This is a genomic window from Mycobacterium sp. SMC-11 (assembly GCF_046250095.1).
In the GTDB taxonomy this organism is placed as follows: Bacteria; Actinomycetota; Actinomycetes; order Mycobacteriales; family Mycobacteriaceae; genus Mycobacterium; species Mycobacterium heraklionense_A.
Genome location: NZ_CP176430.1, coordinates 4,322,764 through 4,335,701, shown reverse-complemented (window position 1 = coordinate 4,335,701; position 12,938 = coordinate 4,322,764). Strand labels below are relative to the sequence as shown.

Here is a 12,938-nt window from a genome sequence, read left to right as displayed (position 1 = left end):
CGTCCCTACTTTGGCGCGAGGTAACCGAGCGGGCCGACCGCGATGCACACCGACAGCGCCGCGGTGTCGGCGCGCGCGGACACGTTGTATCCGGCGCCGGGCAGCCGCACGAACACACGGTTGAGGCCTGGACGGACCCGCACGCGCACGTCGGGGCCGTCCGATAGCGACAGTGTCATCGCACCGTCGACGTTGGCCAGGTAGTTGATCTCGGCGGTCCAGTCCGCGGGCAGCAGCGGGCCGTCTAGCGCCAGGGTTGCGGGCCGGTCCGGCTGGATCAGATAGCCGCAGTGGGGCACCGGTCCGGGAACCAGGGAGCGGACCCAGGTCACCTGGGCGTCGGCCACTGTCCCCGCGTTGGTCAGCATCCGCAACTGCGTCGTCGTAGAGGCGAACTCGGGCCGGTCGGCAAGCAAGGCGAACATGTGGCTGGCCAGGTTCTCCGGGTAGACGACCCGTTGCAGCACCAGCGGGTCGACCTCCTGATCGAGCATGGGCGCATCGGAGGCGGCGTGGGCGGCGGCCAGTCCATGCCGGGCGTTCTGCAGGTACGCGCGGGCCGGATCGTCACGCCAGCAGGTCAAGAACGTGCCCGTCGAATACAGGCTGCTCGCGGTGAACGCCGCCGCCAGGCCGGTCACCGCAATGGCGCGCAGCGGTGAGGCGTTGAGCCACCGCGACGAGTCCCGGTTCGGGGCGCACAACCCGACCGCGCCCAGGATCGCCAGCACCACGACGAGATCGGCCAGGTAGCGCAGGGTTTGAGCCAACTCCAGCGCGGTGAACGCCGAGGAGCGCATCAGATAGATCGGCACCTGGCAGGCCGCCGCGTACCCGGCTGCAGCAAGCCATACCGGCACCAGCCGGTGTTTGCGCGCCAGCGACACCGCCAACAGCCCGGCCAGCACCAGCCACCCCAGCGCCATCACCACCGGCCCCGGCAGCGCCCACGGCGAGGCCGGCGCCCAGCGTGCCCAGGTCCACGGGCCACCGGCCAGGCTCGGGACGACGCCGTGGGTGATCGAGCGCTGCAGCAGCTCGCGGGTCATGTCGAGGTCGAAACTCCACCGCTTCTGATTCACCACCGCCAGGTAGACCCCGATCCACCCCGCGGTCACTGCCAGCATCGCCGTCCACATTCGGGCCCCGGCCCGCCACGCCCCAACGATCGCGCCGGTCAGCGGCTTACCGGATACATAGCCCAGCAGTGCCGTCACCGCGAACGCGACGAACGGAATCACCGCGGACTTCTCGAAGAACAACAGGCCGCCCAGGTAGGCCAGGGTGGCGGTGTATGCGTAGCGCCGATTCCCGGTGCGCGCCAACAGGATCGCGTCGGCGCACACCCAGGACATCGCGGCGCACAGCGGTAGCGAGTTCAGTGCCGCCGCCCACCATGCGAAGGCCGGCAGGCCCAGCGGGGTCCACAACGCGAAGGTCAGGGGTACCAGTAGCGCCGGGCGCCAGCCCAGAATCACCCACAGCACGCGCAGCAACGCGCACGACGACAGCAGCTGCAGCACCACCAGGCTGACCGCCGGCGCGGCCCACTGCAGCGGCCACAGCTTGGCCAGCGCCCCGGCCACCAAATAGGCGCCCGGCATCACATGGCCGTCGTGATCGTCGAACAGGTACGCCGGCGACAACAACGAATGGGTGCCGGCGCGGCCGATCAGGATCAGGTCGTCCCAGTAGAAGTAGCCCCCGAACGCCACGATCGCCCGGACCAGCAGCTGGGCGGCGATCAGCGCAACCGCCGCCCAACAGACCCAAGGCAGTGCGGCGAAACGGGTGCGCATCCGTCTTTCTTACCTGTCGGTATGGTGGGCCGGTGCGAGCACTGGTCACCGGGGCAGCCGGTTTCATCGGATCGACGTTGGTCGACCGCCTGCGGGCGGACGGGCACCAGGTAGTCGGGTTGGACAATTTCGCCACCGGCCGAGCCGTCAACATCGAGCATCTGGCCGGCGACGCCGGCTTCACCTTCGTCGAGGCCGACATCGTCTCCGCAGACCTGCAGGCAATCCTGGCGCAGCACCAGCCCGAGGTGGTCTTTCACCTGGCCGCCCAGATCGACGTTCGACACTCGGTGGCCGACCCGGTCTTCGACGCCTCGGTCAATGTCGTCGGGACGATCCGGCTGGCCGATGCCGCGCGGACGGCGGGGGTGCGCAAGATCGTGCACACCTCCTCGGGCGGGTCGATTTATGGCACCCCGGCGCACTACCCGACCGGCGAAGACGTCCCGGCCGATCCCGCATCGCCCTATGCCGCGGGGAAGGTGGCCGGTGAGATCTACCTCAACACCTTCGGCCACCTCTACGGCCTGCAGTGCTCCCACATTGCGCCGGCCAACGTCTACGGACCTCGCCAGGACCCGCATGGCGAGGCCGGGGTGGTGGCGATCTTCGCGCAGGCGCTGCTGGAGGGCAGGCCCACCAAGGTGTTCGGCGACGGATCGAACACCCGTGACTACGTGTTCGTAGATGACGTGGTGGACGCCTTCGTGCGGGCGTCGGGTGAGCAGGGCAACGGGCAACGCTTCAACGTCGGCACCGGGGTCGAAACCTCCGACCGGCAGCTGCATACGGCCGTGGCCGCCGCCGTCGGCGCACCCGATGACCCGGAGTTCCACCCGCCGCGCCTCGGTGATCTGAAGCGGTCATGCTTGGACATCTCGCGGGGCGCGGACGTGCTGGGCTGGCGTCCGCAGGTCGCGCTGGCCGACGGGGTGACACGCACCGTGGAGTACTTCCGGCAGGTGAAGACCGTCTGAACTTTGTGGCATACTGGCCGGTCGGAGGGGAGTATTCCCCAATTCGCAGTGTCGTCATCACGTCGCCCGTCATCGGGTGACCGGGGCTGTGAGCCGGGCAGCCGGCGGAAGAGACCTCCAGCGCTGCTATGACGCTGGAGGCCATCCATGGATGTTTTCGCAATCGGCCGTTTCGGACTGGACGCCGTCGGCGCCGTCGCATCTGCCAGCCTGGATCTCGCCGCCATCCCGCTGCGCGAAGGCGCCAAGATCCTGGCCGGTGAGCGCTCCGATCTGACCAGCCGGCGCAGCTGGCGCGGTGCCGGGCGGGCCTGGATCGAGGTGCACGGGCTCGACGACCCCGACGGCGCAGACATCGGTGCCGAGGTTCTGGACGCCCTGCGGGCCGAGCTCGGCGTCACCTCGGTGCGGCTGAACCGCCCGCTGTCCCGGGTGGTCGTCGAGATCGGTGACCACGTTTCGCTGGCCGACCTGTGCGCCAAGGTGGAAGCGGTCGAGAAGAGCACAGAACTGACCGCGACCGAGACCGCGGCACTGCCGGGCGATGGACTGCTGCTGGCCACCAAGGGCGCCATGGTGGGCGCCAACGCGGTAGGGCTGGCGATCGCAACCGTGGGCAGCGCGATGCGCTGGCCGGCCGCGCCCAAGATCTTCGACGCCGCGGCGTCGGTGGCCCGCTATCAGCCGCTGGTTCGTAACGCGCTGGCGAGCCGGATCGGCCCGGCCAAGACCGACCGGGTGCTTTCGCTGGTCTCGCTCGGGTCGCACGTCATCACCATGTCCCCGGCGATCCTGGCGGTGGATCTGATGGTGGAGGGCCTCAAAGCCTCCGAGACCCGCGCCGGTGCGCTGGCCTGGAATCGCTACGAGCCGGAGCTGGCCCGGTACGCCGAGCACCCGGACGCGCACTCCGCCGCGCGGCCTGTCCCGCGGCCGGACGGTCTGGCCGAGCGCTACCTGAAGCGCACCGCGGTGGCGCAGGTGGTCGCGGCCGGGGCGGTGGGCGCGCTGACCCGCAACCTGGACATGACCTCGAGCGCGATCCTGGCCACCTCGCCGAAAGCGGTGCGCACCAGTTGCGAATCGTTCGCCGCGACCCTGGGACAGGGCCTGGCAGACGCGCATGGAGTGCTGCCGCTGCGGCCGGACAGCCTGCGCCGCCTCGACAAGATCGACACCGTGGTCATCGACCCGCGGGCGCTGACCGGTGAACAACGCCGGGTGGTGCAGATTCGCGGCGCGAGCGAGCATGAGCTGCCGAAGGCGTGGCACAGCGCGCAGAGCCTGCTCGACAAGCCCGGACTGCGCCCGGGCTGGCACCGGGTTCCCGGGATGACGGTCCGCGGCTCGGCCCGCACGGTGTCGGTGGACGCGCTGATCCTGCCCGCGCACCATGCGCTGGCTTCGGCGGTGGTCCTGGAAGCACGTGCCTCCGGCGCGGAGCTGGTCACGGTGGACACCGAGATCCTCGGCGAGCTGCGTCCCGGTTTCGATGACATCCGGTCGGTCTCCGGTGACGATCTCGACGCCGCGCTAGCCGCGGCCGTGGCCGACCTGCAGCAGGCCGGCCGCACGGTTGCGGTGTTGTCCACCTCGGCAGCGCAGGCGCTGGCGTCGGCGGATCTGGCGCTGGGTGTCATGCCGACGAGCGAGCACCCCGACAGCCCGCCGCCTTTTTATGCCGACCTGCTGCTGGCCGACCTGGCCGGAGCATGGCAGGTGCTGCGCGCACTGCCGGCTGCCCGGACGGCCACCGAGCGCGGGGTCGCGATCTCGATCGGGGCGTCGTCCATCGCCGGGCTGCTTCTGGTCCGCGGGGTTCGGGCGACCATCCCCGGTGTCGGGGCCGGACCGAGCCGCGGCCCGGGTCCGGTGACCGTTGGTGCGGGCGCCGGAATGCTCTCGGGGTATCTGCTGGCGCGCCGGGTGCTGCGGGCGCACGCACCGAAGCCGGCACCGGCCTACGAGTGGCACGCCATGACGGTCGAGCAGGCGCGCGAGCTGCTGACGCCGGACGCGGTGACGCCGCTGGCCGAACGCGCGCCGGTCGACGCGGAAACGCAAGGCATGTTCTGGCCGTACTTCCACGCCGTGCGTGAAGAGTTGTCCGACCCGATGACGCCGATCTTGGCGCTGTGCTCGGCGGCGACCGCCATGCTGGGTTCGCCGATCGACGCCGTGATGGTGGGCACGGTGCTCACCGGCAACGCCATGCTGGCCGCCTATCAGCGGTTGCGGGCCGAGAGCCGGCTGAACACCCTGCTGGCCCAGCAGGCTCCGCCGGCCCGGGTGGTGCTGTTGGGTGCTGACGGCACCCCGTCCTACCACGAGATCCCCGCCGAACAACTGCTGCCGGGCGACCTGATCGAGGTGCGCAGCAACGAGGTGGTGCCCGCCGACGCCCGGACGATCGAGGTGTCCGACGTCGAGGTCGACGAATCGGCGCTGACCGGCGAATCGCTGTCTGTCGGCAAACAACTGGACCCGACTCCCGGCGCCGAACTGGCAGAGCGCAGCTCCATGCTGTACGCGGGCACCACGGTGATCGCCGGCAAGGCGCTGGCGATGGTGACCGCGGTCGGCGGCGACACTCAGGCCCGCCGGGCCTCCGAACTGGCCGCCGGCGAGCTGCCCGAGGTCGGCCTGCAGCACCACCTGTCCCAGCTGATGTACCGGACCTTCCCCTACAGCGCCGCCGGCGGTGTGGCGGTCGGCGCGCTCGGCCTGCTGCGCCAGGGCGGGTTGCGGGTCGCGCTGGGCAACGCGATCGCGGTCGCGATCGCCGCCGTCCCCGAGGGCATGCCGCTGATGGCCACCTTGGCCCAGCACGCGTCGTCGCAGCGGTTGACCAAAACCGGTGCACTGGTGCGGATTCCGCGGTCGGTGGAGGCACTCGGCCGGGTCGACGTGGTCTGTTTCGACAAGACCGGAACGCTGTCCGAGAACCGGCTGCGGGTCGCCACGGTGCGCCCGCTTGCGGGATATTCCGACGACGACGTGCTCGGCACGGCCGCGCAGGCGGCGCCGGCTCCTGACGGTGCGGCGCACGCGCACGCCACCGACCAGGCCATCGTCGAGGGCGCGGCGGCCGCCGCCGGCGCCCGGCCGTGGATCGAGCCCGACGCTCACTTGCCGTTCCGCTCCGGCCGGGCCTTCTCGGCGTCGGTGCTGGGATCGGAGCTGTTGGTCAAGGGCGCACCGGAAGTGGTGTTGGGGGCCTGCACCAACGCCGACGCCAAGATCGAGCAGCAGGTGGCCGCGATGGCCGCCCAGGGCCTGCGGGTGATCGCGGTCGCCCAGGGCACGCTGACCGCCGCCCAGGTGCGGGCCGTCCAGGACGATTCCGAACGTCTCGTGGAGGTCAGTGCCACCGGGCTGACGCTGCTCGGGTTCCTCGGCCTTGCCGACACTCCGCGGGCCGACGCTCCACAGCTGCTCGCCGATCTGGCCGCCCGCGGCGTCGACATCCGGATGATCACCGGTGACCACCCGATCACGGCCACCGCGATCGCCGCCGAGATGGGCGTGACCGTCGCCCCCGAGCAGGTCATCACCGGCTCGGAGTGGAATGCCTTGAACCGCAAGGAACAAGAGCGGGTGGTCTGCGAGCGGGTGATCTTCGCCCGGATGTCTCCAGAGAACAAGGTGCAGATCGTCCAGACCCTGGAGCGCGCCGGCCGGGTGTCGGCGATGGTGGGCGACGGCGCCAACGACGCCGCGGCGATCCGGGCCGCCACGGTGGGGCTGGGTGTTGTTGCGCACGGCAGCGACTCGGCACATGCCACCGCCGACGTGGTGCTGACCGACGGCAAGATCGGTGCCTTGGTCGACGCGATCGACGAGGGCCGGCGACTGTGGCGCGGTGTGCAACTGGCCATCTCCGGATTGTTGGGCGGCAACGCCGGCGAAGTGATGTTCTCCGTCATCGGCACTGCGATCACGGGGAATTCACCGCTGAACACCCGGCAGCTGCTGTTGATGAACACCCTGACCGACGCACTGCCGGCCACCGCGGTGGCGGTGAGCACGCCGGCCGGCCCGATCGGTGACGCGGTGCCCGGACTCGATGAGCGCAAACTGTGGCGCGCGGTGGCGTTCCGCGGCGGAGTCACCGCCGCGGCGGGGACCGCGGCCTGGGCGATGGCCTCCGCAACGGGCCTGCCGCAGCGGGCCGCAACGGTGGCGCTGATCTCGCTGGTGACCACCGAACTCGGTCAGACCGTGGTCGATTCGCGGGCGCCGATGGTGCTGGCGACGGCGGCCGGATCGTTCGCGCTGTTCGCGGCGATAGTTTCCACTCCAGGGGTCAGCCAGCTGTTGGGTTGCACGCCGGTCGGCCCGATCGGCTGGGCGCAGGGCCTCGGCACGGCCGCGGCGGCCACCGCCGCGGTGGCCGTGGCGAGCCGATTCTCGACCTCCGCCAAGGAGGCCAAGGAGATCGCCGCTCCCACCAAGGAGATCGAGGCCCCCACCAAGGCGCTGTCGGTGGTTCCGGCCCTTCCGGCGAAGAAGGCTCCGGCCGCCAAGAAGACCCCGGTAAAGAAGGCTCCGGTGAAGAAGGCACCGGCCAAGAAGGCCCCGGTGAAGAAGGCCGCCGCCAAGAAGGCTCCGGTCAAGAAGGCGCCGGTCAAAAAGGCTCCGGCTGCCAAGAAAGCCCCGGCCGAGAAGGCCGTGCCGGCCAAGAAGGCACCGGCCAAGAAAGCCGCCGCCAAGAAGTCGTCCGCGAAGCTGGAGCTGGTGCGCTGAGGCTGTCCGGTTACGCCGGCTGAAGCACCGTCACCTGCGGCAGTGATCGCTTGGATGCGCGAAGTCGCACCTCCAGAAGACCGGCGCGCCAGAGCACTGCGTACAGCTCGACCACCGGCACTGTCAGCAGTGCCGCTGTCACGTCGGCCAGAGGTTCTGCCAGGACTTCGGTAGTCCGCATACCTGCAACGGTGAGGGCTGGAATCGGACGATCGGCAAACCCGCTGTTACCGCTGGGACAACTGTTGCCGAATTACTGTGTTTTGGACGGCTCAGGCGGTTTCAGGCGGCTCGGGCGGTTGGGCCTGGGTAAGCGCTACCGCCCGCGCCAGCCGGGCATAGCGCAGCTCCAGATCGCGGAATCGCATATAGGTGCTCAGCGTGGTGAACGCGAAGACCATGATCAGCACGTACAGCATCAGATCGGTGCCGCGGCGCACCCCGAGCCAGTTGGCCAACACGGTGGTGTCGTCGGGGCGCAACACCGCATAGATACCGGCCACCACGAACACCAGGTAGCCGACCTTCACCCAGGCTCGCGACTGGGCGGACCGACGCGACAACAACAGGTAGATCAGCAGCATCAGTACCGCTGCGATGAGCAGAACCTTGATCCAGTTCATCGCGACATCCTCTTGCGTAGCAGCCCGTCGAACAGGATGTTGACGCCGTTGAGCAGCGGCTGCCCCTTCGACTTCGAGTACTCGGTGTAGAGCACCTCGACCGGCTCTTCGCCCACCCGCCAGCGGTTCTCGGCAATCAGGGCGATGAACTCCCCGGCGTGGCTCATCCCGGTCATGGTGAGGTCGAGGCCATCGGCCACTCGCCGGTTGAACACCCGCAGGCCGTTGTGGGCGTCGGAGAGCCCAAGTCGGCGGATTCGCGGGTTGAGCCAGACCGCGGTCCGCAGTACCGCTCGTTTGAGCGGCGGCACCGTCGCGGCAGCTTCGGGTGCGGCGAACCGGGTGCCGATCACGATGTCGAGGTCGGCGGTGTCGAGATGGTCGATCATGCGCATCAGGTCGGCCACCCGGTGCTGGCCGTCGGCGTCGAAGGTGGCGAACAGTCGGGCGCCGGGCTGGCGGCGGGCGAACTCGACCCCGGTCTGGATGGCCGCGCCTTGACCGAGGTTCACCGGATGGCGCACCACGTAAGCGCCCGCGCGCCGCGCTGTGGCGGCGGTGTCGTCCGTGCTTCCGTCGTCCACGCAGACCACGTAGTCGAAAACCGAACGGATCCCGGCGATCACGTCACCGATGACGGTCGCCTCGTTGAACGCCGGGACGATGATCCAGACATCGGGGTAGCGGGTATCGATGGTTTAGAAAATACACGCCTGCCCGGCTTAGGAATCGGTGCGCAACGCGGCCAGATGCACGGCGATTCCCACCACGGGACCGCACAGCAGGGCCACCACGGTTCTGGTCGGTAGCTCCAACGGCAGCAGCAGAAGCAAGGTCGAGGCCACCGTGGCTCCCACCCAGCCCAGCGCGTAGGCGCGGTGCAGTGCCGCGGCCACCGTCGCCGCCCCGGTCAGCGTCAGCAGCGCGATCGCGGTGGCTGCCGTCGTCAGTCCGGCCAGCAGCAGCCCGTCGGCGCGGTAGTCCGCGCCGAACACGGTGCGCAGCAGCCAGGGGCCGAGCAGACCCGCCGCCACGGCGCCCAGCGCGCCCAGTGCGGCGACGGCCGCCGCCGGGGTGCGCAGCGCCCGCAGTCGGCGGCCCCGCTGGTCGACGAAGTGCGCGATCAGGTTGCCCTGCATGGCGGTCAGCGGCACCAGCAGCGGTGCCCGGGTCACCGTGACCGCCAGGATCACGACGCCGCCGGCGGCGCCCAATTCGCCGTAGGTGGCCTGTAGCAGCACCGGAAAGCCCATCACCAGGATCGCGCTGGCCCCGGCCGCGGTGATTGAATGCGCCGCACCGCGCAGGAATCCCGCCGTGCTCACCGGCGTCAGCAGGCGCGCTGCGGAACGGGCCGCGGGTGAGGCGGCCAGCAGCAGCAGCCAGGCCAGCGCGCCGGCCACGGTGGCCCACAAGAACCCGACCAGGCCCCAGCCGACGACGAACGTCGCGGTGGCCACGGCCACCCGGACACTCGCATCGGTCACCATCAGCGCGCCGTACTGCGTCCAGCGGTTTGCGCCGGCCAACATGCCGAGCAGTGTGGCGTGCACTGCGAAGTTGGCCAGACCAAAGCACAGCAGCCCGACCGACAGCCAGCGCGCCTCGACGAACACGTGGCCGCTCCACAGCGGCGAACTGGCGGCGAGCACCGCGGCCGCCACCAGCCCGCTCAGTCCGGCCACCCGCAGCGGGCGGGTGTGTGGCGTGGCGGGGCGCTGGCGCGCCGAGTCTCCGGCGAACCGGACTTCGCGGGTGGTTTCCTGCAGCAGGCCGTTGGCGGCGCCGTTGACCAGCCCGAACGCGCCCCAGAACACGCCGAACACCGAGAAACCTGCCGGGTCTAGGTCACGCGCGGCCAGATACAGCACTGCGTAGCCGCAGAGCGCGCTGAGCAGGGTTGCGGTGCCGACCCGGGCCATACTGGCGCGGGCGACAGGACCGGTGGCCAGCCCACGGGGGAACCCGGGGGATCCGGTACCACCGACGTCGGTCACCACGGCGAAAATACTAAGCGGGCCGCGGGGTACCGTCGGCCAGCCCTGAAACAACCTCAGTACTGACTCGCTGACCGGAGGCCCGCTCTTGGACCCGTCGCTGCTGGAATGGCTGCTGACATTCGCGGGGCTGGGCGCGGTGCTCGGATTCGACCTGCTGATCATCGGCCGGCGCGTGCACGAACCGTCAATCCGCGAGATCGCGGGATGGCTGACGTTCTACCTCAGCCTGGCGATGGCGTTCGGCGTCTGGGTGTGGCATTTTCACGGCGCCAAGTACGGCATGCAGTTCTATGCCGGCTGGCTGACCGAGTACAGCCTCTCGGTCGACAACCTGTTCGTGTTCGTGATCATCATGAACAGCTTCAACGTGCCCAAGAAGTACCGGCAGGAGGCGCTGTTCGTCGGCATCGTCATGGCGCTGTCGTTCCGGGCGGTGTTCATCGCGCTCGGCGGGGTCGCGGTGCAGCGGCTGTCCTGGACGTTCTACGTGTTCGGTGCGTTCATGGCCTACACCGCGATCAAACTGCTCCGCCACGACGACCCCACCGGCGACGGGGAGGGCGAGGGCGGCAACAACTTCATCGTGCGGTTTGCGCGCACCCACTTCAACGCCACCGATCGCTGGTCCGGTGTGCGGTTCTTCGTCCGGGACAGTTCAGGGGCTTGGGCCGTCACGCCGATGTTCCTGGTGGGCCTGGCGCTGGGCACCACCGACGTGGTGTTCGCGATGGACTCGATTCCGGCCATCTATGGACTGACGCGTCAGCCCTACCTGGTGTTCACCGCCAATGTGTTCGCCCTGATGGGGCTGCGCCAGCTCTACTTCATTCTGGGCAAGCTGCTGGGTCGGTTCGTGTATCTGTCCCAGGGCCTGTCGGTGATCCTGGGGTTCATCGGCGTGCGGATGGTGTTGCATGCGCTGCGCACCAACGAGGTGTGGTTCATCAACTCGGGCCGGCCGCTCAATGTCCCGGAGATCCCCACCCCGGTCAGCCTGGGGGTCGTGGTGGGAGTGTTGGCGTTGACGACGGTGGCCAGCCTCTACCGGACCCGCGGGGCGACTTCAGCGCAGTGAGAAGACCGGGAACGACGCCGCCGCGACCCGCAGTTCGTCGTCGCTGGAATCCGGTGTCAGCCCCGCCACGTATCCCTTGACCTGCCAGTACCAGCGTTGTAGATAGCGGCGCAGCACCTCCGGTTTGTCGTCGTCGGGCACCTCGATGACCTGAGCCGGGCGCGGCCGCCACCGCGGCCCGACCTCGATCTCGCCGGCGGCGCGCACATTGCGAACCCACTCGGTGTTGCCGCGCGGCGAGACCAGGTAGTCCACCCCGTCGACGGTCAGCAGATTGATCACGACACCGCGTCGCTTGCCGCTCTTGCGGCCGCGCACGGAGATCGCGCGGGTGCCGGCAATGCTGACGCCCGCCTCGGCCAGCTTGCGGATCAGGGCGTTGCCGAATCTTTCCACCGTGCTCGGCGGCTGGTAATGCGCCATGGCCGTAGCCTCCTCAGGGCATAACAGAGCGGTGCTCTCGTTTGCATGGTGACACGACGTAGCCGCTAAAACAAGAGCAGTGCTCTCGTATCTGTCAGACTGGTGCCGTGGGAAAACGCCAGGAGTCGCGGGAGCGCATCGAGGCGCAGATCATCGAGGTCGGGCGGCGTCATCTGCGCACCCACGGGGCGGCCGGGTTGTCGTTGCGCGCGGTCGCCCGCGATGTGGGCATGGTGTCCTCGGCGGTCTACCGGTATGTGGGCAGCCGCGACGAGTTGATCACCCTGCTGCTGGTCGACGCCTACAACGATCTGGCCGATGCCGTAGGCCGGGCCCGCGCATCGGCCCCGTGGCGGGAGGACATCGTGACGATCGCCCACGCGGTGCGGGACTGGGCGCTAGCCCACCCGGCCCGGTGGGCGCTGCTGTACGGCAGCCCGGTTCCCGGCTATCACGCGCCGGCTGAGCGGACCGTGACCCCAGGCACCCGGGTTGTCGGGGCGCTCTTCGAAGCGATCGCGGCGGGCATCGCGGCCGGCGATATCACATCCGGGAAAGGCGGTGCAGCGCAACCGCTGTCGGCAGACTTCGAACGACTCCGCGACGAGTTCGGCTTCCCCGGCGACGACGCTGTCATCGCCAAATGCTTCCTGCTGTGGGCCGCCCTGGTGGGCGCGGTCAGCCTGGAAGTGTTCGGCGGGTATGGCGAGGACACCCTGTCGGCACCGCGGGCGGTGTTCGACGTCCAGCTCACGCTGCTGCTGGACGTATTGGGAGTTAGTGCCCCTCGGCCTTGAACCGCTCGATCGACCGGGTGATCTCGGCCTCGGCCTCGGCACGGTCAACCCAGTCGGCGGCCTTGACGAACTTGCCCGGCTCCAGGTCCTTGTAGTGCACGAAGAAGTGCTTGATCGCATCCAGCTCATGGGCGGGCACGTCGCTGATGTCCTGGATATGGTCCCACCGGTGGTCACCGGCCGGCACGCACAGCACCTTGGCGTCGCCGCCGGCTTCGTCGGTCATCTGGAACATCCCGACCGGACGTGCCTCGACCAACACGCCGGGGAACACCGACTGCGGCAGCAGCACCATCGCGTCCAGCGGGTCGCCGTCCTCGCCGAGGGTGTCCTCGATGAAGCCGTAGTCGGTGGGGTAGCCCATCGGCGTGTACAGGTAGCGGTCGAGCTTGACCCGCCCGGTGGCGTGGTCGACCTCGTACTTGTTGCGCTGGCCCTTGGGGATTTCGATGGTCACGTCGAATTGCACCGGGTCAGTCTAGAGCGGCCCGGATTTGC

Annotated in this window: 11 protein-coding genes; 4 read left to right on the top strand and 7 right to left on the bottom strand. The window is 69.4% G+C overall.

Going from position 1 to position 12,938, the window contains the following annotated elements; all coding sequences use genetic code 11:
- Positions 1-5 precede the first annotated feature (5 nt).
- On the bottom strand, positions 6-1,799 hold the full coding sequence (locus ACKY0X_RS20550; protein ID WP_409427498.1) for a hypothetical protein: 1,794 nt from the start codon (positions 1,797-1,799) through the stop codon (positions 6-8).
- Positions 1,800-1,831: 32 nt separating this feature from the next.
- Here ACKY0X_RS20550 and ACKY0X_RS20545 point away from each other — a divergent pair, with 32 nt between their 5' ends.
- Together ACKY0X_RS20545 and ACKY0X_RS20540 are read left to right on the top strand one after the other, a co-directional pair.
- Positions 1,832-2,776 carry an NAD-dependent epimerase/dehydratase family protein gene (locus ACKY0X_RS20545; RefSeq protein ID WP_409427497.1) on the top strand — a complete coding sequence of 315 codons (945 nt, stop codon included), beginning with the start codon at positions 1,832-1,834 and terminating at the stop codon, positions 2,774-2,776.
- Between the two features lie 147 nt (positions 2,777-2,923).
- A complete protein-coding gene (locus ACKY0X_RS20540) occupies positions 2,924-7,522 on the top strand; it encodes an HAD-IC family P-type ATPase (protein ID WP_409427496.1) in 4,599 nt (1,532 codons plus the stop codon).
- A 10-nt stretch (positions 7,523-7,532) separates the two neighbouring features.
- On the opposite strand, the gene ACKY0X_RS20535 is transcribed toward ACKY0X_RS20540, so the two are convergent.
- From ACKY0X_RS20535 to ACKY0X_RS20520, 4 genes are all read right to left on the bottom strand, one after another.
- Positions 7,533-7,703 (bottom strand): Rv1535 domain-containing protein, encoded by a 171-nt coding sequence (locus ACKY0X_RS20535; protein ID WP_409427495.1) that lies wholly within the window; start codon positions 7,701-7,703, stop codon positions 7,533-7,535.
- A gap of 91 nt (positions 7,704-7,794) precedes the next feature.
- The gene (locus ACKY0X_RS20530) at positions 7,795-8,145 is read right to left on the bottom strand and encodes a DUF2304 domain-containing protein (RefSeq protein ID WP_409427494.1); all 351 of its coding nucleotides are present in this window, start codon (positions 8,143-8,145) and stop codon (positions 7,795-7,797) included.
- Positions 8,142-8,840 carry a glycosyltransferase family 2 protein gene (locus ACKY0X_RS20525; RefSeq protein WP_409429719.1) on the bottom strand — a complete coding sequence of 233 codons (699 nt, stop codon included), beginning with the start codon at positions 8,838-8,840 and terminating at the stop codon, positions 8,142-8,144. Before ACKY0X_RS20525 ends, ACKY0X_RS20530 begins: the two co-directional genes overlap by 4 nt.
- A 27-nt stretch (positions 8,841-8,867) precedes the next feature.
- Entirely contained in the window at positions 8,868-10,142 is a 1,275-nt protein-coding gene (locus tag ACKY0X_RS20520) for a hypothetical protein (RefSeq protein ID WP_409429718.1), read from the bottom strand.
- A gap of 88 nt (positions 10,143-10,230) precedes the next feature.
- Between ACKY0X_RS20520 and ACKY0X_RS20515 the strand changes: the two genes are divergently transcribed.
- Positions 10,231-11,220, top strand: a complete 990-nt coding sequence (locus ACKY0X_RS20515; protein WP_409427493.1) for a TerC/Alx family metal homeostasis membrane protein — start codon at positions 10,231-10,233, stop codon at positions 11,218-11,220.
- Here the strand turns inward: ACKY0X_RS20515 and ACKY0X_RS20510 are convergent.
- Positions 11,209-11,643: a nitroreductase/quinone reductase family protein gene (locus ACKY0X_RS20510; RefSeq protein ID WP_065041021.1), complete on the bottom strand. Its 435-nt coding sequence runs from the start codon at positions 11,641-11,643 to the stop codon at positions 11,209-11,211. The two genes, ACKY0X_RS20515 and ACKY0X_RS20510, sit on opposite strands and share 12 nt — an antisense overlap.
- Positions 11,644-11,750: 107 nt before the next feature.
- Here ACKY0X_RS20510 and ACKY0X_RS20505 point away from each other — a divergent pair, with 107 nt between their 5' ends.
- Entirely contained in the window at positions 11,751-12,440 is a 690-nt protein-coding gene (locus ACKY0X_RS20505) for a TetR/AcrR family transcriptional regulator (RefSeq protein WP_409427492.1), read from the top strand.
- On the opposite strand, the gene ACKY0X_RS20500 is transcribed toward ACKY0X_RS20505, so the two are convergent.
- Entirely contained in the window at positions 12,421-12,909 is a 489-nt protein-coding gene (locus tag ACKY0X_RS20500; RefSeq protein WP_409427491.1) for an inorganic diphosphatase, read from the bottom strand. The two genes, ACKY0X_RS20505 and ACKY0X_RS20500, sit on opposite strands and share 20 nt — an antisense overlap.
- Between the last annotated feature and the right edge of the window lie 29 nt (positions 12,910-12,938).